This window comes from Pseudoclavibacter helvolus (assembly GCF_049707175.1).
GTDB classification, from domain to species: domain Bacteria; phylum Actinomycetota; class Actinomycetes; order Actinomycetales; family Microbacteriaceae; genus Pseudoclavibacter; species Pseudoclavibacter helvolus_A.
In genome coordinates this window covers 1-26,502 of record NZ_JBNAFM010000009.1, presented here as the reverse complement: position 1 = coordinate 26,502, position 26,502 = coordinate 1, and the positions used below count along the sequence as shown (strand labels likewise).

Below are 26,502 nucleotides of genomic sequence, written 5' to 3'. Positions count from 1 at the left end.
AATCGATCGTTCTGCTGACGACCTTACGTGTCCACAAAGACCATAAAGGCCAGAAGCCGCCCGCGGACAGCGCCGGTGCGATCGTAGAGGGCAGCGCAGACCAGCGCGGCGACAGAGTCGTTGCCAACGGAAGGAATACTCCATTGAGTAGAACAAGACTCCCGAACAAGCTGCTCTCCTCGCTCTTCGCCATCGTCACGGTCGTCGTCCTCGGCTTCGCGGTTGTGGATGCGAGCAGTGCGGGTGCAGGAGCCTCGGCGAGGAGCAAGCTCACGATCATGGCGCCGGCGGCGCCGGGCGGCGGTTGGGACGCGTTCGCCCGAGAGGCGCAGCAGGCGCTCCGGGCGAACGGCATCGTCAACAACGCGCAGGTCGTGAACGTGCCTGGCGCCGGTGGCACCATCGGGCTCAGCCAGCTCCTGCAGATGCAGGGCCGCGACGACCTCCTCATGGTCACGGGCGGCGTCATGGTGGGCGCGACGGTGCTCTCCAACACCGGCGAGTCGCTCGAGGACACGGTGCCGATCGCGCGCCTCGCCGACGACTACAACGCGCTCGTCGTCCCCGGCTCCTCGCCGTACAACACCCTCGACGAGTTCGTCGAGGGCATGAAGAAGGACCCGGGCGGCCACTCCATCGCGGGCGGCTCGCTCGGCGGCATCGACCACCTGCTGAGCGGCATGCTCGGCAAGGCCATCGGGGTCGACCCGAAGGACGTCAACTACGTCGCCTACTCCGGCGGCGGCGAGGTGCTCTCCTCCCTCCTGTCGAGCACGACCGCGGCTGGGCTGTCCGGCTACAACGAGTTCAGGGACCAGATCGAGGCAGGCACCCTCAAGGCACTCGCGATCTCCGCTCCGGAACCCGTCGACGGCATCGACATCCCCACCTTCAAGCAGGAGGGGGTCGACGTCGCAATGGTCAACTGGCGCGGCGTCGTCGCCCCGCCAGGCATCGACGACGCGACCCGCGATGAGCTCATCGCCATCGTCGACGAGTTGGAGAACAGCCCAGAGTGGGCTGAGGCGCTCGACCGCAACAACTGGACCGACAGCTTCCAGCCAGGGACCGACTTCGAGGAGTTCCTCGTCGACGAGACCGATCAAGTGACCGCACTCGTGAAGGAGCTCGGACTATGAGCCAGCTGAAGAACCCCAGCGAGGCGCAGGCGCCCGCGACCGACAGCATCCAGCGACCCAAGCGCTCCTGGTGGCACGGGAGGAGCGAGCTCGGCGTCGCAGCCTTCGTCTTCCTCCTGGCCGTCGTCTTCACCATCGGCACGGTCACGATGGAGGTGCCGGCCACCGCAGGCGTCCCAGGCCCGCAGTTCTTCCCGACCATCGTCGTCATCCTCCTCTTCGTCGTCTCGATCGCGCTCGCGATCACCGTCATCCGCAAGCCCGCGCGCGACGACGAAGACGAAGCGGACCAGATGCTCGAGATCTCGCCAGAGCTGCTCGAGGACATTGGGCAGATCGACACGACCTCGGAGATCCGAGTCGTCACCGCCGCGGCCGGTGAAGAACGCAAGAAGCGCACCGGCACCGACTGGAAGACCCTCGCCATCGTCTTCGCAGCCCTCGCCGGCACGGCGCTCCTGCTCGAGCCGCTCGGCTGGATCATCACGGCCGCCGCGCTGTTCTGGGTCGTCGCCTACGCGCTCGGCAGCAAGCGCCACCTCTTCGACATCGGTGTCGCATTCCTCTTCTCGTCACTCGTGCAGCTGTCGTTCTCGGCGGGCCTCGGCCTCACGCTGCCGTCCGGAATCCTGAGCGGAGTCCTCCCATGGATCAGCTGACCCACCTGCTCGAGGGCTTCACCGTCGCCCTCACCCCCATCAACCTCCTGTGGCTCCTCATCGGCGCCGTCCTCGGCACCGCAGTCGGTGTGCTGCCCGGCCTCGGCTCGGCCATGGCCGTCGCCCTGCTCCTTCCCGTCACCTTCAGCCTCGACCCCACCGGCGCGTTCATCATGTTCGCGAGCATCTACTTCGGCGGGCTCTTCGGAGACTCCACGTCGGGCATCCTGCTCAACACGCCCGGTAACTCATCCGCCATCGCCACCACCTTCGAAGGCCACAGGATGGCCAAGGACGGGAGGGCCGCGAAAGCACTCGGCACCTCAGCCATTGGCGCCTTCCTCGGCGGCACCATCGCGACAGCGCTCGTCGTCTTCTTCTCGCCGTACCTCGTCCAGCTCGCGACCCAGTTCGGACCCGCCGAGTACTTCGCGCTCGCGGCGTTCGCGTTCGTCGCGATCTCCTCGGTCGTCGCCGACTCGGTCATCCGCGGGCTCATCGCCCTCGGCATCGGACTCGCCATCGCGCTCGTCGGCGTCGACGGCCCGTCGGGCGCCGCCCGCTTCACGATGGACCTGCCGCAGTTCTTCGACGGCATTTCGATCATCGTTGTCACGGTCGGGCTCCTCGCCATCGGAGAGGTCCTCCACGTTGCCAGCCGGATCCACCGCGAAGGCGGCCTCACGAAGATCCCCGCGTCCGGCTCCCCGTATCTGAACCTGCGCGAGCTCCGGCAGGCGCTGCCCGCCTGGCTCCGCGGCACGGCCTACGGAGTTCCGTTCGGCGCGATCCCCGTCGGCGGCTCCGAGGTTCCGACCTTCCTCGCCTACGGCACCGAGAAGCGCCTCGCGAAGCGCCGAAACGACCCCGACTTCGGCACGCGCGGCTCCATCCAGGGTGTCGCGGCGCCGGAGGCCGCGGGCAATGCGACGGCCGGCACCGCCATGGGTGCGCTCCTCGCGCTCGGGCTCCCCACCTCCGCCACGGCCGCGATGATGCTTGCAGCCTTCCAGCAGTACGGCATGCAGCCGGGCCCGCTCCTCTTCGAGCGCAGCGGCGACCTGGTCTGGCCGCTGCTCGCGAGCCTCTTCGTTGGGCTCCTCATCCTGCTCATCATCAACCTGCCGTTCGCGGCGGTGTGGGCGAAGCTCCTGCTGATCCCGCGCCACTACCTGTACGCAGGCATCACCGGCTTCGCGATGCTCGGCGTCTACGCCATCGCCTCGTCGGCCGTCGACCTGTGGCTCGCGATCGCCATCGGCGTGTTCGGGTTCGTGATGCGCCGCTACGCGATCCCGCTCGCACCGGTGCTCATCGCCGCGATCCTCGGCCCGCTCGCCGAGACCGAGCTGCGCCGCGCGCTCGCGGTCAGCGAGGGCGATCTCGGCATCCTCATCGATTCGCCCATCACCATCGCCATCTACGTGCTCATGGTCGGAGCGATCGTCATCAGCGCCGTCCAGCACCTGCGTACCCGCACCCGCGAGAAGCAGATCATCAAGGCGAAGACCGAGGCCGTCGCCGTGCAGGCAGGCGCTCGGGAGGACGCCAAGTAGCGCGGCGATCGACGACGCGCCCGAGGGGCGGGGGGGTGGGGGCGCGGCGCCCCCCCCCCCCCCCCCCCCCGGGCGGCGGGGCGCCCCCCGCGCGGGGGGGGGGGGGGGGCCCGGGGGGGGGGGGGGGGGGGGGGGGCGGCCCCCCCCCGGGGGGGGGGCGCGCGGGGCCCGGGGGCCCGGGGGGGCCCGCGGGGGGGGGGGGGCCCCGGGGGGGGCGGCGCCCCCGCCCCCCCCGGGGGGGGGGGGGGGGCGGCGCCGCCCCCCCCCCCCCCCCCCCCCTCCGTCGTGCAGGCGGCCTGCACGCGGCGATGGGGGGGTGTCCGCCACGGGTCGGGCGTGAGGAGCGAGACGCCGCCTCGCGGCGGGCGGCTCCCACAGGAATCCTGATTGCCGGTAGAGTGCTGTCGTTTGTGTGTGCCGTAGGCTGTTTCGCAGCCGCATCAGTGCGGCGATACGCCCATTCGGGTGGTGCGCGGCGTGCAGTCGCACCCCGCTCCACGCGCGATTCCGCGCAGTCACCCCACGTATCTCAGGAGATGCCCCACGTGAAGACCTCGGTCGAACAGATCAACCCGACCCGCGTCAAGCTGACGATCAACGTAGAACCGGCTGAACTCAAGCCATACGTCGACTCGGCCTACCGCACCATCGCAGAGCAGATCCAGGTGCCCGGCTTCCGCCGCGGCAAGGTTCCGACGCCGATCATCGATCAGCGCGTCGGCCGCGCCGCGGTGCTCGACCAGGCGATCTCGGACGGTCTCGACGTGTTCTTCAACCAGGCCGTCGCAGAGTCCGAGGTGCAGCCCCTCGGCCGCCCCAAGGCCGACATCATCGAGACGCCGAACGTCGCCGACTTCGCTGGCGACCTCGTCGTCGAGGTCGAGGTCGACTCGCGTCCGTCCATCGAGCTCCCGTCCTACGATGGCATCAAGGTCGAGGTCGAGGCAGCATCGGTCGACGCTGCCGATGTCGACGCTGAGCTCGAAGAGCTCCGCAAGCGCTTCGGCACGCTCGTCACAGCTGACCGCCCGATCGAGGACGGCGACTTCGTGACGCTCGACCTCATCGCGACGGTCGACGGCGAAAAGGTCGACGAGGCCGAGGGAATTTCCTACGAGCTCGGCTCGGGCCAGCTCCTCGAGGGCACCGACGAGGCGCTCCTCACGCTGACCGCGGGCGAGGAGACGACCTTCCGCTCCACGCTGCTCGGCGGCGAGCACGAGGGCAAGGAAGCGGAAATCACCGTCACGGTGCAGTCGGTCAAGGACCGCGAGCTGCCCGAGATCGACGACGAGTTCGCGCAGATCGCGAGCGAGTTCGACACGATCGACGAGCTCCGCGCCGACCTCGAGACGCAGGCCAAGAGCAAGAAGACGTTCGCGCAGGTTGACGCGGCCCGCGAGAAGGTCGTCGAGCAGCTCCTCGACCTCGTCGAGATCCCGCTCCCCGAGACCCTCATCAACGACGAGGTCACCCGCCACCTCGAGCAGGAGGGCCTCCAGCCCGACGACGAGCACGGCGTCGAGGTCCGCGCCAACGCTGAGAAGTCGTTCCGCCAGCAGGTGCTCCTCGACGAGGTCATCAAGGCTGAGGGCGTCGAGGTCGAGCAGGACGAGCTCACCCAGTTCCTGATCCAGTCGGCCGCCCAGTACGGCATGGCTCCGCAGGAGTTCATCGGCGTGCTGCAGGAGAACAACCAGCTCCCCGGCATGATCGGCGAGGTCGCACGCTCGAAGGCGATCCTCTTCGTGCTCGACAAGGCAGAGGTCGTCGACACCAACGGCGACGCCGTCGACATCTCGGAGTTCACGGTCGCCGTGCAGCGCGCGAAGGACAAGGCCGCTGCAGCTGAAGCCGAGTCGGGCGACGCCGTCGAGACCGACGAGGCCCCCGCGGAAGAGGCTAAGGACGAAGAAGCCAAGTAGCTTCTCGCTCCAGTTCGCGAAGCGCCGCCGGCTCACGCCGGCGGCGCTTCGTGCATGCGACTGCGGACGCGCGGCACCGTGTGCCGTGGGCGAACAGGCCAGCGCTGGCCTCGTCGCTCTACTAGATTCGGTGACGACCGTTAGGGAAATGGAGCGACCGTGGCTGATATTCAACTGCCGAACAGCGTCTTCGACAGGCTTTTGAAAGACCGCATCATCTGGCTCGGGTCCGAGGTGCGCGACGAGAACGCGAACGAGATCTGCGCGAAGATCCTGCTGCTTGCTGCAGAGGACCCTGAGCGGGACATCTACCTCTACATCAACTCGCCGGGTGGATCGATCACCGCCGGCATGGCGATCTTCGACACGATGGAGTTCGTGCCGAACGACATCGTGACCGTCGGCATCGGCATGGCGGCCTCGATGGGCCAGCTGCTGCTGACCGCCGGCGCACCGGGCAAGCGCTACATCACGCCGAACGCGCGCGTGCTGCTGCACCAGCCGCACGGCGGCTTCGGGGGCACGGCGAGCGACATCCAGACTCAGGCTCAGCTGATCCTCGACATGAAGGCGCGTCTCGCGTCGATCACCGCCCAGCGCACGGGCAAGAGCCTCGAACAGATCAACGAGGACGGCGACCGCGACCGCTGGTTCAACGCCGATGAGGCGCTGGCCTACGGGTTCGTCGACCACATCCGCTCGTCGGCGACCGAGGTCACCGGCGGTGGCGGCACCAAGCGCGACGCCGAGTCCAAGTCCGAGTCGGCAGAGTAAGGAAGCCAGAGCATATGAACACCCCATTTCTGACCGGCGGTTCGCCAGCAGGCGTCCAGAGCCCCTCTTCTCGGTACATCCTGCCGTCGTTCGAGGAGCGCACGGCCTACGGCTACAAGCGCCAGGACCCGTACGCGAAGCTCTTCGAAGACCGCATCATCTTCCTGGGCGTGCAGGTCGACGACGCCTCGGCTGACGACATCATGGCCCAGCTGCTCGTGCTCGAGAGCCAGGACCCAGACCGCGACATCACGCTGTACATCAACTCGCCCGGTGGCTCGTTCACCGCGATGACGGCGATCTACGACACGATGCAGTACATCCGCCCGGAAGTCTCGACCGTGTGCCTCGGCCAGGCCGCGTCCGCGGCGGCCGTGCTCCTCGCGGCAGGCCAGCCGGGCAAGCGCCTCGCGCTGCCGAACGCTCGCGTCCTCATCCACCAGCCCTCGACCGGCGGCGCCGGCCAGGGGCAGGCGTCCGACATCGAGATTCAGGCCCAGGAAGTGCTGCGGATGCGCACCTGGCTGGAGGAGGCGCTGTCGCGTCACTCCGGGAAGCCGGTCGACCAGGTCAACCGCGACATCGAGCGCGACAAGATCCTGTCGGCAGCCGAGGCTCTCGAGTACGGTCTCATCGACCAGGTGCTCACGAGCCGCAAGGGTGCCGAGCCGGTCATCATCGACTAGTTCGACACACAGAACTGCGATCTGCAACGCCGAGATGGCCGCGCCAGGGGTGACCCGGGCGCGGCCATCCGGGCAATGTCGGTGGTTCAGGTTAGTCTTGGCAGACCGCGAAGGAGGTCCTCATGGCACGTATCGGTGAAAGCAGCGAGCTGCTGAAATGCTCGTTCTGCGCCAAGAGCCAGAAGCAGGTCAAGCAGCTCATCGCTGGTCCTGGTGTCTACATTTGCGACGAGTGCGTCGAGTTGTGCAACGAGATCATCGAAGAGCGCATGGCCGATTCCGAGACCAGCGAAGTCAAGGACTTCGAGCTCCCGAAGCCGCGTGAGATCTTCGCCTTCCTCGAGGAATATGTGATCGGGCAGGAGCCGGCGAAGAAGGCGCTCGCCGTCGCGGTCTACAACCACTACAAGCGCGTCCGCGCCCTCGGCCAGATCACCTCCGCTGAAGAGCGCGTCGACGAGGTCGAGATCTCGAAGAGCAACATCATGCTCATCGGGCCGACCGGCTGCGGCAAGACCTACCTCGCGCAGTCGCTCGCCAAGCGCCTCAACGTTCCGTTTGCCGTGGCCGACGCCACGGCGCTGACCGAGGCGGGGTACGTCGGCGAAGACGTCGAGAACATCCTCCTCAAGCTCCTGCAGGCAGCCGACTTCGACGTGAAGCGCGCCGAGACGGGCATCATCTACATCGACGAGATCGACAAGATCGCGCGCAAGGCCGAGAACCCCTCGATCACGCGCGACGTCTCCGGCGAAGGCGTGCAGCAGGCGCTGCTGAAGATTCTCGAGGGCACGGTCGCGTCCGTTCCACCGCAGGGTGGCCGCAAGCACCCGCAGCAGGAGTTCATCCAGATCGACACGACGAACGTGCTGTTCATCGTCGCAGGCGCCTTCGCGGGCCTGGAAGAGATCATCTCGTCGCGGGCCGGCAAGAAGGGCATCGGCTTCGGTGCCCCCATCCACTCGAAGAACGACGACCTCGACCTCTACAGCGAAGTGCTGCCAGAAGACCTGCACAAGTTCGGACTCATCCCGGAGTTCATCGGCCGCCTGCCCGTCATCACGACGGTGTCTCCGCTCGATCGCAGCGCACTCATCGACATCCTCACGCAGCCCCGCAACGCGTTGGTCAAGCAGTACCAGAAGATGTTCGAACTCGACGGCGTCGAGCTGGTCTTCGACGATGGCGCCCTCGAAGAGATCGCCGACCTCGCTGTGCTGCGCCAGACCGGCGCCCGCGGCCTTCGCGCCATTCTCGAGGAGACCCTCGGGCCGGTCATGTTCGAGGTGCCGTCGCTCGACGACGCGAGCCGCGTCGAGATCACCCGCGACGTGGTACTCAAGAACGCGGCGCCGACCATCATCCCGCGGCCCGAGCTTCGGGCCGAGAAGTCCGCGTAAGCCGCCCTCGCTTGGCTTTGCCGCCAGAGCTCAGAAGCCCCGCGTGTACGCACGCGGGGCTTCTCGCGTCCCGACCCGGAAGGCGACCGGCGTGAAGGTCACCGAGCTGCTCCTCGACGGCGTCCTCGTCTTGGGCGCCGACGCCGGGGCGCTGAGCGGAAGCGAGCGAAGGCTGGCGCTCGACAGCCTCTCCGCCGGTGACCGCGCCCGGCTTCCAGCGATGAGCGACGGTCGGGCGGATGCCTTCCTCGCTGGCCGTCTGCTCGTCAGACGGGGCCTCGAGCATCCAGCTCTCGGAGCTGCGCGGCCGCCCACCACGACCCTCAGGCTTGAGCGGCCGCCCACCACGACCCTCAGGCTTGAGCGACCGCCCACCACGACTCTCGAGATGGGTTTCTCACTTCGGGATGGGTTGCAACCCATCCCGAAGCGAGAAACCCATCCCGAATTGGCGGTGCGGGAGCAGGCTCGCGGTTTCGACGCGCCGCGCAGTGCGGCGCAGCCGGGTGTGCTCGAAGTGGTCTGCTCGCACTGCGGGTCGACGGGGCACGGAAAGCCGTTGGTCCCGGGCTTGCCGGTGCTGACGAGCATCACCTACGCGGGCACCGCTGTCTTCGTCGCGCTCGCGAGCACGGACCTCTGCTCGAGGCTTGGGATCGACGCCGAAGCCCTCGGACGTCACGCTGCACAGCCGGGACTCCCGAGCGGAGGCCCCAGCCCCCGAGCCGCTTCCGGCGCAGATCCCGAACCTGCCAGGGACCTCGAGCGCTGGACCGCCGTCGAGGCGGTAGTGAAGGCCGACGGCCGCGGGCTCCGGGTCGACCCGGGCGAGGTGGAGTTCGATGGTGGTGCCCTGGCGCGCGTCGCCGGCGATAATGACGCCTACCGTATCTGCCGAACCGTTGTCGACGACCGTTTCATCCTGACGCTCGCCACCAGGTCGTCGACCGGAGCCCGCTAGCGAGAAACGAAGCTCGTCAGCGAGGCTCAAGCCCGTTCGCGAGGAGAGCGGGCTGCTCGAGCCGGCGTGACGGGCGGGAGGTCCGGCAGCGCCAGCTGATAGAGCCAGGCGTCGAAGAGCTCCTGGAGCGGGAGTTCTGGCACCCTCGCGGCGGCGTGTTCGAGGAACTCGGCGGTCGATGCCACCGAGGAGCGTTTCGTGTGCGTCCAGGTGATGAGGATCTCGAAGAAGGCGGTGTCACCGACGGTCAGGCGCAGCGCGTGCAGGGTGAGGGCGCCGCGCTTATAGACACGGTCGTCGAACATGTCGGCGGCGCCCGGGTCGCCCAGCAGCACGTCTTGCGGCAGGGCGGCGAGTGCCTGCCAGTAGTGCCTGGCCAGCTGATCGGCGGTCTCGGCCCCGCTGGCCTCAGACCAGATCCACTCGGCGTAGCAGGCGAAGCCTTCGTTGAGCCAGATGTGCTGCCAGCCGGCGACGCCGACGCTGTTGCCGAACCACTGGTGGGCGAGCTCATGCGCGACGAGACGTTCCTGCCCGCGGGCTCCGTCGATCTGGTTAGCGCCGAAGATGGCCATGCCCTGGGCCTCGAGCGGGATCTCGAGCTCGTCCGCGGTCACGATGACGGCGTAGGTGTCGAAGGGGTACGGGCCGAATGTCAGCTCGAAGGTGCCCATCATCTTCGCGAGGTCCGCGAAGTCGGTCCCGACGCGACGGGCGAGGGCGGGCGGGTAGTGAAGGTGGCTCGCGACTCCCGCGAGCTGCACGTCCTCGCGCCGGTAACGCCCGATCTGCAGCGTGACGAGGTAGCTCGCGGTGGGCGCCGCCTCTTCGTAAACCCAGGTGGTGAGGCCGCCGGTGGAGCGCTTTGAGCGCAGCTGGCCGGTTGCGACGACGTCGTAGTTGCGGTCGACGGACACCTGGATGCGGTAGCTGGCCTTGTTCGCGGGATGGTCGTTGCAGGGGAACCAGGTCGGAGCCCCTGTGGGCTGGGATGCGACGATGACGCCGTCTTCGAGTTCTTCCCACCCAATCGTTCCCCACCGGGAGCGGCGGGGTCGGGGAGCGCCCTCGTAGACAACGTCGACCGTGATGTCGCGGCCCGCCTCGATGCGCTTCGAGAGCGAGATCTTGAGCTTTCGGTCGCTCTGCGAGAAGCGCGCCTGCTTGTCGCCGCGCACGTTGACCTTGCTGGCTCTGAGCCCGACGAGGTCGAGCGAGAAGGCGGCGAGGGGCACGGTGGTGCGGATGCTCAGGGTCGCGGTGCCGGAGAGCCGGTTGTTCTGCATCCGGTACTTGAGGGTCAGCTCGTAGTGTTCGACGCGGATGCTCACGTCGCCGCTCTGGGGCGTGTAGGGGTTGCCGGGCAGTGGTGCGGGTGCCGCCGCGGGAATCATGAAGCCTTCGACTGGTAGGCGCGTACCTTGACGGCTCGCCAGGGGCCGATGGGGTTGCCGCTCCACCGGCTTCCGACGGGGACCGACTCACCGCGCATGACGAGCGACGCGGGGCCGACCGTGGCGTGTGCGCCGATCGTGGCGGCGGGGAGGATCACGCTGTGTGGTCCGAGCGTTGCGCCTGCTTCGAGGGTGACGGTGTCCATGCTCATTATTCGATCATGGAATAGGTGTGTCTGGACAACGCAGCCCCGGTTGACGGTGGCGCCGTCGCCGAGCGTCACCAGGTCTGCCTCGGGCAGCCAGTACGAATCGCACCAGACGCCCTTGCCGATCTTCGCGCCGAGCGTTCGGAGCCAGAGCGCCAGAGCTGGGGTGCCGGCGGCGCCGCGGGCGAACCAGGGCGCGGCCACCATTTCGACGAAGGTGTCGGCGACTTCGGTGCGCCATACGAAGCTCGACCAGAGGGGCTGCTCAGAGACGCGGATGCGGCCGACGATGACCCACTTGGCGATGGTCGAGATGACGGCGGATGCGGCGGCGGCGGCGAGCAGCACGAAGCCGGAGAGGATGATGGTCCAGGCGACGCCGATGGCGGTTTCGATGGCGGCGAGCCCGAAGAGCACACCGAGCCCGAGCCCGCAGGTGACGATGACGGGGACGATCCTGCACAGTTCCCAGAGTCCTCGGGCGAGGCGGAGGGACCGCGGCGGGTTGTAGGTGCGCGACTCGTCGCCGTCGACGGTCACCCGGCGGAGGCGGACGGGTGGCGAGCCGAGCCAGGAGGAGCCGGGCTTGGCCTTGGCTGGGGCTGCGGAGAGCACGGCGACGAGGCCGTCGCGCGGCACCGAGTGCCCAGCCGCGGCCATGCCGGAGTTCCCGAGGAACGCGCGTGCGCCGATGCGGGCGCGCTCGATGCGCATCCACCCGTTGTGGAGCTCGTAGGAGGCGACCATCGTGTCGTCGGCGAGGAACGCGCCGTCGTCGATCTGCGTCATGGAGGGGAGGAGGAGCACGGTCGAGGCTTCGACGTCACGGCCGACCTTGGCGCCGAGCATGCGCAGCCAGACGGGCGTGAAGAGGCTCGCGTAGAAGGGGAAGAGCATGGTGCGGGCCGCGTCGAGGAGACGCTCGATGCACCAGGCCTGCCAGGCGACGCGGGAGCGCACGGGGTGCGTGCCTTCCGTGAGGCCGATCGAGAGGAGCCGGACGAACACGACGACGCTGCCCGCGAACGTGACGCCCGCGGCGAGGACGGCGGGAGCAAGCCAGGCGAACGCGGCGATCGCGGCGTCTGCCAGCGACTCGGCCCCGCGCATCCCGGTCGCCACGACAATGCCGCCGACGGCGAAGGAGCACAGCGGCAAGAGGGCAAACGCGACGGAGGCCACGGCGTAGACGGCCGCCCAGCCGAAGGGCTGCGGGGGCCGTTCGCTCGGCCAGTCGCTGGCGCGGACCTTGCCGACGCGCACGGCGGGGGAGCCCGCCCAGCTCTTCCCGGACCGCACCCTGCCGAACACCGCGGACCCGGGGGCCACTTCGGCTCCCTGCCCGATCTTCGTGCCGGGCGCGAGGGTGCTTCGGGCTCCGACGGTCGCGCCTGCGCCGATGCGGATGCCGCCGATGCGCACGAGCTCACCGTCGATCCAGTAGCCGCTCAGGTCGACTTCTGGTTCGATGGCGGCGCCGTCGCCGAGCTGCAGCATGCCGGTGACGGGCGGGAGCGAGTGTAGGTCGACGTTGGTGCCGACCTTCGCGCCGAGGGCGCGTGCGTAGTAGACGACCCACGGGGCTCCGGCGAGGCCGACGGCGTCGATCTGCGTGGCGACCTGCTCGGCCAGCCACAGGCGCATGTGGGTGGACCCGCCCCTGCGGTAGTCGCCGGGTTGCAGGCGGAAGAGCAGGATGCGCGCGGCGGCGACCGAGATCGCCATCTTCCCGAAGGGGGTGACGAAGACGATGAGCATCGCGACGATGAGCCAGGTCGGCGCGTCGGGGAGGATCTGGAACCCTGGGACAAGCTGGAGCAGTGCGCTCGCGGTCAGGAGGTAGGTGATCCACCTGGCGCCGGCGAGGACGTGCAGCGGCACCCCGGCGACGAGCTGCAGGATGCGCGCCGAGAGGGGGGTCGGGCCGGGCGTGCTGAACGAGGTGGGCGTCTCGTCCTCGTCGTCGAGTGCCTCGCTGATCGCCTCGGTCATGGCGCCGAGGCGCGGGTGGTCGTAGACGTCGGCGACGGTGAACTCGGGCACCCGGGAGCGCACGCGGGTGACGAGCTGCGCGGCCGAGAGCGAGCCGCCGCCGAGGTCGAAGAAGTCGGCGTCCTTGGAGCCGACGGGCAGGCCGAGCACCGCCTGCCACTGCTCGGCGAGCCAGGCGATGTGCCCGACGAGGTCGCTGGAGACCTCGTCGGCACCCGGGAGCGGCCAGGGGAGCGCGTTCTTGTCGACCTTGCCGGAGGTGCGGGTTGGCAGGTCGTCGACTTCGGCGAGCAGTGGGACGAGCGCTTTTGGCAGCTGCTCGCCGAGCTCGGTGCGGGCGAGCTGGCGGTCGTAGCCTGGGCCGGTCACGATGTAGCCGACGAGGATCGAGACGCCGGCGGAGGTCTTGCGGACCGCGACGGCTGAGCCGGTCACGCCGGTGACGGCCTGCAGCGCGGCTTCCACCTCGCCCAGCTCGATGCGGCGCCCGCCGATCTTCACCTGGTCGTCTGCGCGCCCCTGGAAGACAAGGCCCTCGGCCTCGTTCCTGACGAGGTCGCCGGAGCGGTAGGCGCGCCCCCAGCCGAGGCTCTCCATCGGCGCGTACTTCTCGGCGTCTTTGGCGGGGTCGAGGTAGCGGGCGAGTCCGACGCCTCCGATGATGAGTTCGCCGGATTCGCCTTCGGCCACCCGGTTGCCCGCGGCGTCGACGACCGCGAGCTCCCAGCCGTCGAGGGGCAACCCGATGCGGATGGGTGCGGTGCCGTCGAGCAGGGCGGCGCAGGCGACGACGGTGGCCTCGGTGGGGCCGTAGGTGTTCCAAACTTCGCGGCCGTCGCCGACGAGGCGCTGCGTGAGCTCGAGCGGGCAGGCCTCGCCGCCGAAGATGAGCAGCCTGACCTGTTCGATGGTCTCGCTGGGCCAGAGGGCGGCGAGCGTTGGCACCGTCGAGACGATGGAGATCTGGTGGCGCAGCAGCCACGGTCCGAGGTCTTCGCCGGAACGCACGAGCGAGCGTGGGGCTGGCACCAGGCAGGCGCCGTAGCGCCAGGCGAGCCACATCTCCTCGCAGGAGGCGTCGAAGGCGACGGAGAGGCCCGCGAGCACGCGGTCGCCTGGACCGATGGGGTCCTGCTGCAGGAAGAGCTTCGCCTCGGCGTCGACGAAGGCGGCGGCGGAGCGGTGCGAGACGGCGACGCCCTTGGGGACCCCGGTGGACCCGGAGGTGAAGATGACCCACGCGTCGTCCTCGAGGTGGGGTGGGTCGAGCTCGTCGAGGCTGCTGCGCTCGGGATGCGGGGCGCCCTCCTCGAAGAGCGGCACGGGCCCGACGGCTGGCTCACCATCGTGCGTCGCGAGCACGAACTCGCCGTCGCCCTGGATGCTGCCCCGCACCTTCGCCTCGCCGAAGACGAGCACCGCCCGCTCGTCCGGGTCGTCGACGTCGACCGGCACGTAGGCGGCACCCGCGGCGATGATCGCCAGGATCGCGACGTAGAGCTCTCTGGTCCCGGACACGAGCCGAACGCCGACCTTGTCGCCGCGCTGCACGCCCGCATCCCGCAGCTGCTTCGCGGTCTGCGCGACATAGGCGGTCAGGTCCTGATAGCTGAGCGGGGCGACGCCGTCGTCGATGGCGATGGCGTCGGGATGCGCGGCGGCCGTTGCCACGAGCACGTCGATGAGCGTGCGTGGTGTGGGGACTGCCGCGGATCGGTCCAGAGGGGAATGCACGAAGCAACGCTACTGGGAGAAGGTAACGCGGTGGTTGCCGGATGCGCCTCGCTCCGGCCCGTGGTGCTCGCGATTTCGCGATGGCGCATTGTCGAACCTGAGCATCCCCTGTAAGGTTACCCTTGCCTTACTTAGCGTCACCTAACCTGCTCCACCGGGTGTCGCCCCCACTGTGAGGCGTTCGGTATACGGCACTCGCCGCGCATCTGCGCGCGTGTCGGGGAGCCGTGGCTTCGATTCAGGAGAACTCATGACAGCAGTGCACGAACGGACGGCTCGTCGGTCGTCTGTCCTGGCCCGCAGCGGCGCAACACTCGCCGCAGCAGGCCTCATCGCGGCGGGCCTCGGCCTCGGCGCGACCCCGGCGTCGGCAGCACCATCCGCCGTCGAGAACATCTCGTTCTCGTGGCAGGTCAACACGGAATCCGGCGCCGGCGCCTGGTTCGGGGGATGCAACTTCCTCGTCGCCGGCAAGGCGGGGAACGTCGGGGCCTCCGGCGTCTGGACCGCGGAGAACGGCCAGTACAAGACGACGGATGGCAACGTCACCATCACGAAGCCGAACGAGGCAGGCGAACAGGTCGCACCAACGTGGTCGACGAAGTGCCAGACGCCGGCGGGAACGCCCGTCGTCGCGTCGAGCCCAACCTCCACGTCGGGTAACCAGGTGAACCTCACCGGTGGAACCGGCACGATCGACGCGGACGCCAACACGGGAAGCGTCAGCTGGGACGGCTCCTTCACCTTCGTCTACTACGGCGGCATGACGTACTGGTCGGTCTCCGACCTTGAACTCCAGGTCACCGATGGCACCGGGGTGCTCACCGGCACCGCATCCGGCTACGGCGCATCCACGGACGACTCGACCGTGTGGGAGCCGCTGCCCGAGCAGACGATCGAGCTTGCCACCTTCTCGGGTGCCGACCTCACCGAGACCGGCGCCGTCGTCGCCACCGACTACGCGGGCGTCGAGGTCACCACGACGGGCACGCCACAGGCGCGCACCGGCGCGAACTGGGGAGCCTTCCCGCAGTCCTTCGTCGACTACAACACGCTGACGGGGCAGTCCTCGTACTGGTACTCGTCTGGCGGAGCAGCCGACCCGCGCAAGGTGGCGAAGCCCTTCTCGCTCGCGTACACGCTTCCTGAGGTCGAGGTCCCCGGCACGCCGGACGGCAACGTCGACGTCGTGATCCCGGAGGCGGAGGTCGAGCCTCCGGTCGACCCCGAGACGGGCTCGTTCTCGTGGGCGTGGGCTGACGCGGAGGGTGCAGACCTCGGCACCGCCGTGCAGACCGGTGACACCTTCGTCGCCAATGGGTCGCTGAGCGACGTTGCGGTGACCGACACGCGCGCCGGTGGCACCGCGTCCTACGGCTGGACGGTCTCCGGCCAGTCCACGGACTTTAGCAACGGCACCGACACGATCTCGGCCTCGAACCTCGGCTGGGCTCCGAAGCTCCTCGCCGGCAACGAGGCCAACGTCGCGAAGGGTGCTGCGGTGACCGGCCTCGACACGGCTCAGCAGCTCGCGACGTCGAACGCCGCCGCCAGCGCGACGCTCGGTGCCGACCTCACCCTGACGGTCCCCACCACCACGAAGCAGGGCGCGTACTCCGCGACCCTCACCATCTCGGCGATCTCCTAGCGCCGGGGAGTGCGCGGGAGCCCGCCGGGTTCCCGCGCACTCGCACCCCGTCGGCCGCGCATCCGCTCGGCCAGCGCTCCGCTCCAGCCCACTGCATCCCGCTCCGCCGCGGCTTCGCCGCGAGGGCCCCACGTAAGGGACCACATGGCTCTCTCCATCCGTCTCCGCACCCGCGCCACAGCATCCGTCATCCTCGCGACCTCGCTGCTGGCGCTCGCGGCGTTCGTCGCCCCCGCCGCGCAGGCCGACACAACGCAGCCGCCCGCCTGGAGCATCGACACCGTCGACGGCGATCAGGGCACCGGCCGGCCGAACTTCTCCTACGACGTCGCCCCTGGCGACGTGCTCAGCGACTCGATCACGGTCACGAACACCGGACCGGGTGCCCTGAACCTCACCATCTACGCGGCCGACGCCTTCACGACCGCGACCGGTGCCGTCGACATCCTCGAAAACGGCGAGCCGTCGGTGGATGCGGGCACCTGGGTCGCGCCGGGCGCAGGCGCGGTCTCGCTCGAGCCGGGCGCGAGCATCGACGTTCCCTTCACCGTCACGGTGCCCGCGGATGCGACGCCGGGCGACCACTCCGCGGCAATAGTGGCCTCGCTCCTCCCCGGCGATTCCGGCGGCCAGGTCAAGGTCGAGCGCCGGCTGGGCCTGCGCATCGACCTGCGCGTCGGCGGCGAGCTGGCGCCGACCGCCGAGATCCGCAGCCTTGCAACGAGCTGGGGCCCAACGAGCCTCAACCCCTTCGGCGGCGGCACGACGACGGTCAGCTACGAACTCGTCAACACGGGTAACGTCCGCCTCGCCTCACTCGAGGACCTCCGCCTGAGCGGCATCGGCGGCGCGGCCGGCGTTGCGCTCACCGGGGGCGAGATCCCCGAGCTCCTGCCCGGCTCGGCGGTCACAATCACGCGCGAGGTCACGTCCAGCGCGATCGGTCCGCTCACGGGCGCCCTCACCGTCTACCTGCAGCCCGTCGGAGCCTTCACCGATGTGCCGGTCGCCGTGACGGCAGAGTTCTCGGCCTTCGCGCTGCCCTGGTCGCTGCTGATCCTGCTGCTCCTCCTACTCCTCGCGATCGCCGCGGTCGTCTTCTGGATTTGGCGCCGCCGCCGCGTCGACCTGCTGCTCGCCGGCTACGACGAGCCTGAGCTCACCGCGGGGAACACTCTCGTTCCGCCGCGCCCCGGCTCGGTTCCAGGCGCCGCTGTCGCCGTCGCGACCGCGCTCGGGCTGGCACTGGCGCTCAGCGTCGCGAGCCCCAACGATGCCGTCGCCAGCGAACTGCCCTCCTCGGCCGTCGGCGTCGCACTTGCCGACGCGACTCCCGTGCCAGGCAACATCGTCGTCGGCATCCCGACGGCCACCGCCGTGCCGACCGCCACCGCAGTCCCAAGCGCGAGCCCCGCGCCGACGGGACCGTCGCACACGCCCGCCGCCACCACCGGCTCCGGCGCCGCCGGAAGCGGATCGGGGCTCGCCGCGACCGGCACCGAAACGCTCGCGCTTGCGCTCGGCGTCGGCGCCCTCGCACTCCTCCTCGGTCTCGTCGCGCTGCTGCTCCGCAGGACGGGGCGCGCCAACTGAGCTGGCCCGCCCCGCCGACACCCGCATCCGCGCCCTGACCGAGACCCGAGGACACCATGCCCCTCCCACGCCCGCTCCGCCGCTTCCGCCGCTCCACGCTCCGTCGCGCCGGCTGGACGACGCTCGGTGTCGTCGTCGTCTCGGTGCTGTGGGCAAACGGGTTCCACAACGTCGGCACCGCCAACGGCGTCGGCGCAGAAGAATGCGTGGCGCAGCCCGCGCAGAGCGTCCCAGTCGCGCCAACGCTCCCGTCGGTCACCGCGGCGCAGCTGCAGGACCCGCGCAGCATCACCGGGCCCACGACCGCGTACACGCAGACGGCGGCGATCAGCCCCATCACTGATGCGGCCACCGCCGTCCAGCAGCTGCCAACAACGCTCACCAGTGCCGACGGCGCGGAGACCACCGTCACCGACACCACGCGCATCCTCGCCGTGAACCAGAACGGCGGGCTCGCCGCGGCGGTCATCGGGCTCGGCTTCGGGTGCAACCTCGTCGGTCGCGACACCGCCACCGACCTCACCAAGCTGATGCCAGGCAACGAGCAACTGCCGCTGGTCACGCAGAACGGGCACGAGCTCAACGCCGAGTCCATCCTGCAGCTCGCGCCGACCGTCGTCATCACCGATGCCTCCATCGGGCCCTACGACGTGCAACTGCAGCTCCGACAGGCAGGCATTCCAGTCGTTCTGGTGCCCATCGCCTACGAGGACGGCGTCGAGGGCGTCGCGCCGCAGATCCAGTTCGTCGCCGACGCCCTCGGCGTGCCAGCCCTGGGGGAGGCCCTCGCGCAGCGCACGCAGACCGAAATTGGCACGACCATCCAACACCTCGGCACGATGGCGCCCACCGACCCCGAGAAGAAGCCGCGCGTGGTGTTCCTCTACCTGCGCGGCAGCGTCTACTACTGGTTCGGGGCGGGCTCCGGCGCCGACTCGATCATCCAGAGCCTCGGAGCACGCGACGTTGCGACCGAGGTGGGCTTCGCAGGAATGGCGCCGACCAACGCCGAGGCCCTCGTGCGCGCCGCGCCCGACGTCATCATCGTCATGACGCTGGGGCTCGCCTCCGTCGGCGGCATCGAAGAGGCGGTGCAGCTACCAGGCATCGGCCAGACCCCGGCGGGCGCCAACCGTCGCATCGTCGACATGAGCGACTACGAGGTCATGAGCTTCGGACCACGCACGGCGTCCGTGCTCGCGGCGCTCGGCACGGCCCTCTACGCACCCGAGCTGGGGTACTCGCCAGCGACCGACCCGGTCGGGGGCGACGCAGACAGCGCAAAGGACACCGGAGAATGACGAGCGACGCGAACGTGGCCACCGCGACACCACAGACCGACCACCGGCGCGCAGCGACGAAGCCGACCCAGCGGCACACCTTCCGCGACCGCGCCGACGACCGCGCGCGACGCCGTCCCGAGCCCGTGGCCGAGCCGACGGATGCGCCACCGCGGTCCAAGAAAGCTCGGGCGTCGCTGCTCGCGACCGTGCTCAGCATCCTGCTCGTCGCGGGCTGCCTCGTCTCCGCGATGATCGGCCAGCTCTACATCCCGCCGCTCGAAGTGCTCGGATTCCTGCTGCACCAGGTCGGCATCGACTGGCTTCCCGCCCCGAGCCACGAGTTCGGGGGCGCGGCGCTTGCGGAGGTGCGCTTCCCGCGCCTCGTGCTGACCGTCCTCGTCGGTGCCGCGCTCGCGGTCGCGGGCACGCTCATGCAGGGCATCTTCGGCAACCCGCTCGCCGAACCGGGATCGGTGGGCGTCTCGGCGGGTGCCGCCGTCGGGGCGAGCTTCTCGATCCTCTTCAGCCTCACCTTCCTCGGCCCCTTCACGACACCCGCGTTCGCCTTCGTCGCCGGCCTCATCACGACGTTCGTCGTGTACTCGCTGTCCCGCTCCGGCAGGCGCACCGACGTGATCACCCTCATCCTCACCGGCGTCGCCGTCAACGCCGTCTGCGGCGCCCTCATCGCGTTCATCACCTTCAGCGCGCCAACGCAGGCGCGCGAGCAGATCGTGTTCTGGCAGATGGGCAGCCTCAACGGCTCGCGCTGGGAGCAGGTCTGGCTGGTCGCGCCGCTCATCATCATCGGCTGCATCCTCGCGATCGGTATCGGGCGCCAACTCGACCTGCTCTCGCTCGGCGAGAAAGCGGCCAGGCACGTCGGCGTCAACGTCGAACGCGTGCGCCTGCTCGTCATGATCTACGTGGCCCTGCTGGTCTCCGCGGCGGTCGCCTTCGCCGGCATCATCGCGTTCGTCGGACTCGTTGTGCCGCACATCATCCGCATGATCATCGGCCCGTCGCACCGCCCGCTGCTGGTGTGCTCGGTCCTCGGCGGTGCCCTGCTGCTGACCATCGCCGACCTTGGCGCGAGGACCCTGGTCGAGTACGCGGACCTCCCCATCGGCATGCTCACGTCCCTCATCGGCGGGCCGTTCTTCTTCTACCTGATCCGGCGAAGCCGGGCGAAGGGCGGTGCGTGGTCATGATCGGCTCCATCCTCAGGAACCCCGTCCGCAAGCCCCGGCCCGCGACCCCCGGCGACGTGGTGCTGTCGGTGCGCGACGTGACCGTCGACTTCGGCGAGCGCACCGTGCTCGAAGGGCTCGACCTCGACATCAGGGCCGGCGAGGTGCTCGCCCTGGTCGGGCCCAACGGTGCAGGCAAATCGACGCTCATCAACGTCATCACCGCCGATGTGGATGCGCGCAGCGGCACCGTCGAGATCGATGGCCTTCCGAGCTACGCCTGGACAAACACGGAGCTCGCCATGCGTCGCGCCGTGCTCCTCCAGCAGGTCGATATCGCGTTCCCCTTCTCGGTCGAAGAGGTCGTCGACATGGGGCGCGCCCCGTGGCAGCAGGTCAGCGAGCGCGACCGCGACGATCTCATCACCGCTGGGGCCATGCGCCGCACCGATATCGACCGCTTCGCCGACCGCCACTACCCGTCGCTGTCCGGCGGCGAACGCGCCCGCGCCGCGCTCGCCCGCGTGCTCGCACAGACCGCCTCGGTCATGCTCCTCGACGAGCCCACCGCGGCCATGGACATCAAGCACCAGGAGCTGGTGCTCGACCTCGTCCGCAGCTACGCGAGCACCGGATGCGCGGTCGTCATCATCGTGCACAACCTCGACCTCGCGGCCGCCTACGCCGACCGCATCGCACTCCTGAGCGGAGGCCGCATCGTCGCAGACGGGCCGCCCGCCGAGGTCCTCACCGCCGACCTCGTCTCGCGCGTCTACGAGCATCCCGTGCACATCCTCGAGGACCCATTCACGGGCGCCCCGATCGTCGTGCCGAAGCGCGCATCCACAGCCTCCCCGAACCCCACTGCAGAAGGGCACAGCGCATGACTGCCACCATCCCGAGCACGCACCGCATCGCCCCGGCCCGCCGCCTCGTCACACTGGTCGCGGCCGCTGTGCTCGCGCTCGGTGCCACGCTCGTCGGGCTCAGCGCGGCACCGGCGCATGCCGCAGGACAGGTGACGATCTCCGGACAACCGAACGCGGATGCGCAGAGCGAGATCCAGGTGTCCGGCGCCGGCTTCCAGTCGGTGCAAGGCGGCTTCGGCGGGATCTACGTGCTGTTCGGCTGGGTCGACGACGCGAGCGGCGGCTCCTGGAAGCCAAGCGCCGGGGGAGTGACCGGCGAGGACTACCGCTACGTCTACGACGACGAGACCAACCCGGTCGGCTACCAGCTCTTTGTCGCCTTCCCAGGCGGCTCGACGTCGTACGCCGCGAACGGTGGCGAGGTCGCCGCCGACGGCACCTGGTCGGGCACGCTGCGCATCCCCGGCGCCGTCTTCCAGACCTACGACCGAGACCAGAACGCCACCTCCGTCGACTGCAACGCCGTGCAATGCGGCATCATCACGATCGGTGCGCACGGCGTGAAGAACACCAACAACGAGTCGTTTACGCCACTCACCTTCGCGGGAGGCGCGGCAGCGGTCGCTCCGCAGGCCGAGGCGACCGCGCAGCAGCCCGAGGCCGCGGCGCCAGCGGCCCCCGTCGAACAGGCGCCGGCCGCAGACACCGCGCCCGTCGCGACCTCGGCCCCGGTCGGCGCGACCAGCCAGAACACGACCTCGTCAGCGGCACTCGGCACGGTCAGCGACGCTCTCGCCTGGCTCGTCGTGCTCGCGCCGCTCCTGCTGCTCGTCGGCCTCACCGTCGTCGCGCTCGCCGTCGGCATCGGCGCCTACCTCGCCGCCAAGAGCCTCCTCCTCGGCGTCAACCCGGCTGCCCTCGAGAAGGTGCGCGGGCAGCGCGAACGCAAAGCCCTCCAGGAACGAGAGAAGCAGCGCCGGAAGACCGCCTCGGTCAGTCTCGCACAGGAGCAGCGCGAAGCCCGCGCCCGACGCCGGCTCGGAGCCGCAGCCGCTCAGTACCCGTCCGCCCCTGCGCCGGCAGCGGCCGCCCCGCTCGACAACGACAAGCTCGTCGACTTCTTCGCCATGGAGGCCCCCGCGCCGCGCCACCCGAGCCCCCTCGCAAGCGAGCACTCGGACCTCGACGCCGACGATCGCGACACCCCGACCCTCGTGCTCTCCAGCACAGCGTCACCCCGCGAGGACGCACGGTGACGGCCTCCACGACTCCGAGGGGCCGGCGACGCCTCCCCGCCCCCGGACTCGGCACGCGCATCCTCGCCGGCATCGGCATCGCCGGTCTGCTCGCTGGCGCGGGCCTCTTGGCCGCCGACTCCGCCGAGGCAGCCCCCACACCGGTCACGGGCGTCGCCCTCTCCTGGCCCCTGAACGACGAGGTCGGCGGCGGAGCGTACTTCGGCGGCTGCAACTTCCTCTCGGCCGGCACAGCAGGCAACCACGGCACGTCGGCGGTCTGGGCCGACGACGCCCTGTACTCGGCACGCGACGGCGGCGTGACCATCACGAAGCCCGACGCAGCCGGCACCCAGGTGCCCGCGACCTGGGACACCAGATGCCAGGACGCCGCCGGCACCACCGTCGGCACCGCGCCCGGCTCGTCCAGCGCCAACCAGGTGAACCTCGCCGAGGGCAGCGGCACCATCGACCTCGAGACCGGAACAGCCAGCATCTCCTGGGAGGGCGCCTTCACCGTCGTCTTCTACGGAGGCATGACGTACTGGTCGATCGAGGACCTCACCCTCACGCTCACCAACGGCACGGGAACCCTCACAGGCACCGCCTCCGGCTACGGCGCCGACATGGACGACCCAACCACGTGGGAGCCGCTGCCGCCACGCGCGGTGACCCTCGCGACCATCTCGGTCACGCCGGCCGAGCTCAACGCATCCGGCGCGACCATCACCCCCGACTATCAGCGCGTCGACGCCGGATCCGTCAGCACCCCGCAGGCAAAGACCGGCGACTGGGGCTCCTGGCCCAAGGACTTCGTGGCCTTCCACGAATCGACCGGGCAGGCCAGCTACTGGTACTCATCGGGTGGCATGGCCGACCCGAAGAAAATCGCAGCACCCATGACCCTGCAGTTCGACACCTCACCGTCGGCGACGCCCGCCTACGAACGAGTCCCGCTCGGCTCCACGGGCGGCCTCCGCATCGGGTTCGCGAACCTCGGCACCGACCGCTCCGGCCAGGCCGTGCTGCGTGCGCGCGACGGCAGCGAACTCCCCGTCCACGACGGCGGCACCGCGCTGATCGCGAACGGCGTCGGCGCCGGAGTCTGGGACATCTCCGGGCTCGCACTCGGCACCCACGAGTACACCCTCCACCTCCGCGACGGCGCGTCAGAGACCCCCGTCGAGCTTGCAGACGAACAGCCGCTCCGCATCAACGTCGTGACCCCGCTCGACGCGACAGCCACGCCCATCCTGGCCCTCGACGACGCCACAAGCACCTCGTTCGCCGTCAACCTGGACTGGCCCGGCGCAGCCGGAGGACCTCCCACCTCCTACCGCCTCCAGCTCGCGCAGGGCGACACCCCCATCGGAGCCCCGACACAGGTACCGGCAGGCGCAGACGGCAGCGCGACAACCACCATCACCGCAGGTCTCGCCGCCAACACCCAATACTCGCTCACCGCGACCCCGTACCTCGCGACCGCCGCAGGCGCATCCGCCACCACAACCGTGACCACGGCTGCAGCGCCCGCCCCCGCACCCAGCCCGACCCCCGCACCCACGACCCCGCCCAGCACCGCACCAACAACCCCAGCCGACCCGCCGGGCGACTCCGCCGACGGGGCCACCTTCTTCTGGGGGCTCAACAAGGAAGCCACGAGCGGCGCGTTCTACGGAGGATGCAACTTCCTCTCGGCCGGACAAGCCAGCGACACCGGATCGTCCCGCCTCTGGACCGCAGACGACTACCGCTCGGCCGACGGAAACGTGACAATCATCAAGCCGGTCGGCGCCGAGTTCCAGCAGGCAAGCTGGGCGACAAAATGCGTCGACCGCACCGGCGCGAACGTCTCCACCGCCAGACTCGGCTCCTACACCGAATCGCAGGTGCGGATCACCGGCGGCGAGACGACCCGAAACGGCTCCCAGCTGACCGTGCAATGGCGCGGCAGCTTCACCGTCGCCTTCTACGGAGGACTGTCCTACTGGACAGCCACCGACCCCGTGCTCAAGGTCGACGCCAACGGGAACGGCACCATCACCGCCACAGGATCCGGCTACGGAGCGTCGATGACCGACTCCTCGAAGTGGGTGCCCCTCGCCGAGCGCACCATCACCCTCGCCACACTCACCGGCATCAACACGAGCGGTGACGTCTTCACCATCACCCCCGACTACCTCGGCGTCTCCTACGACGGCACCGGACAATCGCAAGGGGTCGTCGGCGGCGACGAAGGCACCGCAAGCGGACAAGCCGCCCGCACGGCCCTCAACTCCAGCTACTGGGGCGCGTTCCCGGCAGACTTCATCGACTTCCAGAAGGAGACAGGACTGTTCTCGTACTGGTTCACCTCGAACGGCGCCCGCGACGCCTACAAGCCGACGCTGCCGCTCACCGTGAGCCTCGCGGGCGAGCACACGCCAGCAACCGGCACCTACACTGCGCCCTCCGCCCCCACACTCACGCAGCCCAACTCGTCGACCGGTGCGCGCACGCCGAACCCGGCAGCGCCCCCGACCACGACACCGACCTCGGCCCCAGCCGCAGCCGCGACCGGTAGCGGGGGAGCGGCACCCGCGGCCAGCGACCCGATCGCGAGCGCGAGCGACGCATCCGGTCTCCGCATCGGCGAGATCAGCGCCCCCATGTTGCTCGGCGGAGGCGCAGGCCTCCTCGCCGTCGCCGGCCTCAACTGGTCGATCTCCCTGATCGTGCGCCGCCGACTCGGACTCGACCCAAACCTCTTCGGGTAACTCGCGCTCGCGCTGCCGCTCGCGAGATGCCGCAAAGGGTCGCTCTGCGCGCTGCTGTGCCCGCGAGATGCCGCAAAGGGTCGTTCTGGGGCGTGGGTGGCGACCTTGTGGGGCATCTCGTGGGGTGACGAGGTGCTGAAGGTGGCTCGGGTGCGTGGTGGTGCTCTCGGGTATGGGTGCGCGCGAGTTGCCTTGAAGGGTTGTTCTGCGCGCTGCTGTGCCCGCGAGATGCCGCAAAGGGTTGCTCTGCGGCGTGGGTAACGACCTTTTGGGGCAGTTCGCGGGCGTTTGCGCAACAGACGTCAGTATCTTCGCGGGACCTACCAGACGACGCTGCTGACGGGCCGGAGCCACTGCTGACGGTCCGGCGCTGCTGCTGACGGTCCCGCGCCCGATCAGGGTTGTGGCAAAGTGCGGTTCCCGTGCGTTTCGACGGCACATTGCCACAACGCTGTGCCACGACGCTCGGCCCACAGCGCTCGGCTCACAGCGCTTTGCCCATCGCGCTCGGCCACGGCACAGGGCCACAGCGCTGTGGACACACGGCGGTCGCGCGGAAGTGCGCACCTGTGCGGAGAACGAACGGCCCGCATCCGGTGGTGGATGCGGGCCGTTTCGCGAGGTCAGCGCGAGGTCCTAGAAGCGCGCGTCGAGTTCTCCGAAGGTGCGCTCGTTGCAGGTGAAGCTCGCGTTTGCTTCATCGAGGAGTCGAGCGATGGCCGCCTCGTCGAAGGCGAGCTCGTCGAGCTGAGTTCGATAGGCGCGCTTGAAGGGCACGATCGCGGGGATCCCGGCGAAGTCGAAGAACGTCGCCTCCTCGGCGGGGAGTCCGTAGGTGCGGTCGAGCATGACCCGCATCGCCTGGCCGCCCGAGAGGTCGCCGAGGTAGCGCGTGTAGTGGTGTGCGAGGTAGCGGGCCGGGTCGGCGGCGGATGCGGTGATGCGCTCGGCGTACTCGCGGGTGGCGGGTAGCTCGCCCGGCAGCTGCTGGGTGAGGCGCGGGGCGATGGCTTCGAGGTCGGCGACGATGGAGGCGACACGGTCGAGTTCAACTGCAGGGATCGCCCCGAGCTGCCCGCCTGCTCGCACGGGCACCGCGGCGCGCTCGAGGGCTTCGTACATGAAGCCGTACTGCTGCAGCAGTGCAGCCCAGGCGTCGATGCCGAGCTCACCGCCGAGGAGTCGTTCGAGGAAGCGCGAACGCTCCGCGCTCTCGTGGGCCTGCGAGGTGCGCTCGCGGAGGCGGGCGCTGATGGTCGTCGCGGTCTCTGTGGCGATGGTCATGGGGGATCCCTTCGGGCGGGAACGGTGCGACGGCGTCGCACCGAAGGCTGAGTCCCTCTAGCTTAGGTGACCCTTACTTCGGCTGGGAATCCCCTCTGGGCGAGTTCATCCTCTTGTTACACGAGGGGTGCGCGCGTCCTAGCTGTATTGACCTGGGACGTTGTGAACGCTTGATGGTTTGAGGGAAACGAAAACCTCCGTGAGGATGTGGGTTA

18 protein-coding genes are annotated in these 26,502 nt (G+C 69.5%); 15 read left to right on the top strand and 3 right to left on the bottom strand.

The genetic code is table 11. The annotated features are described in order from the left end of the window. Window positions 1-143 precede the first annotated feature (143 nt). The 8 genes from ACPYN9_RS08825 to ACPYN9_RS08790 all read left to right on the top strand — a co-directional run bounded on the left by ACPYN9_RS08825 (window position 144) and on the right by ACPYN9_RS08790 (window position 9,100). Window positions 144-1,139 (top strand): Bug family tripartite tricarboxylate transporter substrate binding protein, encoded by a 996-nt coding sequence (locus tag ACPYN9_RS08825; RefSeq protein WP_424465780.1) that lies wholly within the window; start codon window positions 144-146, stop codon window positions 1,137-1,139. Next, a complete protein-coding gene (locus ACPYN9_RS08820; RefSeq protein WP_424465778.1) occupies window positions 1,136-1,798 on the top strand; it encodes a tripartite tricarboxylate transporter TctB family protein in 663 nt (220 codons plus the stop codon). Before ACPYN9_RS08825 ends, ACPYN9_RS08820 begins: the two co-directional genes overlap by 4 nt. Then, window positions 1,786-3,354 (top strand): tripartite tricarboxylate transporter permease, encoded by a 1,569-nt coding sequence (locus ACPYN9_RS08815; RefSeq protein WP_424465776.1) that lies wholly within the window; start codon window positions 1,786-1,788, stop codon window positions 3,352-3,354. The genes ACPYN9_RS08820 and ACPYN9_RS08815 overlap by 13 nt, the downstream gene beginning before the upstream one ends. 536 nt (window positions 3,355-3,890) lie before the next feature. Further along, window positions 3,891-5,279 carry a trigger factor gene (gene tig / locus ACPYN9_RS08810; protein WP_424465775.1) on the top strand — a complete coding sequence of 463 codons (1,389 nt, stop codon included), beginning with the start codon at window positions 3,891-3,893 and terminating at the stop codon, window positions 5,277-5,279. 159 nt (window positions 5,280-5,438) lie between these two features. Continuing rightward, window positions 5,439-6,053 (top strand): ATP-dependent Clp protease proteolytic subunit, encoded by a 615-nt coding sequence (locus tag ACPYN9_RS08805; protein ID WP_424465773.1) that lies wholly within the window; start codon window positions 5,439-5,441, stop codon window positions 6,051-6,053. 14 nt (window positions 6,054-6,067) lie between these two features. After that, window positions 6,068-6,739 carry an ATP-dependent Clp protease proteolytic subunit gene (locus ACPYN9_RS08800; RefSeq protein ID WP_424465771.1) on the top strand — a complete coding sequence of 224 codons (672 nt, stop codon included), beginning with the start codon at window positions 6,068-6,070 and terminating at the stop codon, window positions 6,737-6,739. Window positions 6,740-6,861: 122 nt separating this feature from the next. Further along, window positions 6,862-8,139: an ATP-dependent Clp protease ATP-binding subunit ClpX gene (gene clpX, locus ACPYN9_RS08795; RefSeq protein ID WP_424465769.1), complete on the top strand. Its 1,278-nt coding sequence runs from the start codon at window positions 6,862-6,864 to the stop codon at window positions 8,137-8,139. Window positions 8,140-8,230: 91 nt separating this feature from the next. Then, a complete protein-coding gene (locus ACPYN9_RS08790) occupies window positions 8,231-9,100 on the top strand; it encodes a hypothetical protein (protein ID WP_424465767.1) in 870 nt (289 codons plus the stop codon). A 26-nt stretch (window positions 9,101-9,126) separates the two neighbouring features. Here ACPYN9_RS08790 and ACPYN9_RS08785 read toward each other — a convergent pair whose 3' ends face one another. Together ACPYN9_RS08785 and ACPYN9_RS08780 are read right to left on the bottom strand one after the other, a co-directional pair. Then, a complete protein-coding gene (locus ACPYN9_RS08785) occupies window positions 9,127-10,494 on the bottom strand; it encodes a M1 family metallopeptidase (RefSeq protein ID WP_424465766.1) in 1,368 nt (455 codons plus the stop codon). Beyond that, on the bottom strand, window positions 10,491-14,429 hold the full coding sequence (locus ACPYN9_RS08780) for a Pls/PosA family non-ribosomal peptide synthetase (protein WP_424465765.1): 3,939 nt from the start codon (window positions 14,427-14,429) through the stop codon (window positions 10,491-10,493). Before ACPYN9_RS08780 ends, ACPYN9_RS08785 begins: the two co-directional genes overlap by 4 nt. 250 nt (window positions 14,430-14,679) lie before the next feature. On the opposite strand from ACPYN9_RS08780, the gene ACPYN9_RS08775 reads away from it, so the two are divergent. The 7 genes from ACPYN9_RS08775 to ACPYN9_RS08745 all read left to right on the top strand — a co-directional run bounded on the left by ACPYN9_RS08775 (window position 14,680) and on the right by ACPYN9_RS08745 (window position 25,003). Continuing rightward, window positions 14,680-16,077 carry an HtaA domain-containing protein gene (locus ACPYN9_RS08775; protein WP_424465763.1) on the top strand — a complete coding sequence of 466 codons (1,398 nt, stop codon included), beginning with the start codon at window positions 14,680-14,682 and terminating at the stop codon, window positions 16,075-16,077. A gap of 144 nt (window positions 16,078-16,221) precedes the next feature. Next, window positions 16,222-17,670, top strand: a complete 1,449-nt coding sequence (locus tag ACPYN9_RS08770; protein ID WP_424465762.1) for a hypothetical protein — start codon at window positions 16,222-16,224, stop codon at window positions 17,668-17,670. A 56-nt stretch (window positions 17,671-17,726) separates the two neighbouring features. Further along, entirely contained in the window at window positions 17,727-18,971 is a 1,245-nt protein-coding gene (locus ACPYN9_RS08765; protein ID WP_424465760.1) for a heme/hemin ABC transporter substrate-binding protein, read from the top strand. Further along, entirely contained in the window at window positions 18,968-20,164 is a 1,197-nt protein-coding gene (locus ACPYN9_RS08760) for a FecCD family ABC transporter permease (RefSeq protein WP_424465759.1), read from the top strand. Before ACPYN9_RS08765 ends, ACPYN9_RS08760 begins: the two co-directional genes overlap by 4 nt. Then, window positions 20,161-21,030, top strand: a complete 870-nt coding sequence (locus tag ACPYN9_RS08755) for a heme ABC transporter ATP-binding protein (protein WP_424465757.1) — start codon at window positions 20,161-20,163, stop codon at window positions 21,028-21,030. Before ACPYN9_RS08760 ends, ACPYN9_RS08755 begins: the two co-directional genes overlap by 4 nt. Next, window positions 21,027-22,268: a hypothetical protein gene (locus ACPYN9_RS08750; RefSeq protein ID WP_424465755.1), complete on the top strand. Its 1,242-nt coding sequence runs from the start codon at window positions 21,027-21,029 to the stop codon at window positions 22,266-22,268. The genes ACPYN9_RS08755 and ACPYN9_RS08750 overlap by 4 nt, the downstream gene beginning before the upstream one ends. Then, a complete protein-coding gene (locus ACPYN9_RS08745) occupies window positions 22,265-25,003 on the top strand; it encodes a hypothetical protein (RefSeq protein WP_424465754.1) in 2,739 nt (912 codons plus the stop codon). The genes ACPYN9_RS08750 and ACPYN9_RS08745 overlap by 4 nt, the downstream gene beginning before the upstream one ends. Window positions 25,004-25,639: 636 nt before the next feature. On the opposite strand, the gene ACPYN9_RS08740 is transcribed toward ACPYN9_RS08745, so the two are convergent. Next, window positions 25,640-26,287, bottom strand: a complete 648-nt coding sequence (locus ACPYN9_RS08740) for a heme oxygenase (biliverdin-producing) (protein ID WP_424465752.1) — start codon at window positions 26,285-26,287, stop codon at window positions 25,640-25,642. Window positions 26,288-26,502: the final 215 nt, after the last annotated feature.

Excerpts from the sequence above, each read along its gene's own strand:
- ACPYN9_RS08820 (WP_424465778.1), top strand. The coding sequence starts at position 1,136 with ATGAGCCAGCTGAAGAACCCCAGCGAGGCGCAGGCGCCCGCGACCGAC.
- ACPYN9_RS08815 (WP_424465776.1), top strand. The coding sequence starts at position 1,786 with ATGGATCAGCTGACCCACCTGCTCGAGGGCTTCACCGTCGCCCTCACC.
- tig (WP_424465775.1), top strand. The coding sequence starts at position 3,891 with ATGCCCCACGTGAAGACCTCGGTCGAACAGATCAACCCGACCCGCGTC.
- ACPYN9_RS08800 (WP_424465771.1), top strand. The coding sequence starts at position 6,068 with ATGAACACCCCATTTCTGACCGGCGGTTCGCCAGCAGGCGTCCAGAGC.
- clpX (WP_424465769.1), top strand. The coding sequence starts at position 6,862 with ATGGCACGTATCGGTGAAAGCAGCGAGCTGCTGAAATGCTCGTTCTGC.
- ACPYN9_RS08785 (WP_424465766.1), bottom strand. The coding sequence starts at position 10,494 with ATGATTCCCGCGGCGGCACCCGCACCACTGCCCGGCAACCCCTACACG.
- ACPYN9_RS08775 (WP_424465763.1), top strand. The coding sequence starts at position 14,680 with ATGACAGCAGTGCACGAACGGACGGCTCGTCGGTCGTCTGTCCTGGCC.
- ACPYN9_RS08770 (WP_424465762.1), top strand. The coding sequence starts at position 16,222 with ATGGCTCTCTCCATCCGTCTCCGCACCCGCGCCACAGCATCCGTCATC.
- ACPYN9_RS08765 (WP_424465760.1), top strand. The coding sequence starts at position 17,727 with ATGCCCCTCCCACGCCCGCTCCGCCGCTTCCGCCGCTCCACGCTCCGT.
- ACPYN9_RS08760 (WP_424465759.1), top strand. The coding sequence starts at position 18,968 with ATGACGAGCGACGCGAACGTGGCCACCGCGACACCACAGACCGACCAC.
- ACPYN9_RS08755 (WP_424465757.1), top strand. The coding sequence starts at position 20,161 with ATGATCGGCTCCATCCTCAGGAACCCCGTCCGCAAGCCCCGGCCCGCG.
- ACPYN9_RS08750 (WP_424465755.1), top strand. The coding sequence starts at position 21,027 with ATGACTGCCACCATCCCGAGCACGCACCGCATCGCCCCGGCCCGCCGC.
- ACPYN9_RS08740 (WP_424465752.1), bottom strand. The coding sequence starts at position 26,287 with ATGACCATCGCCACAGAGACCGCGACGACCATCAGCGCCCGCCTCCGC.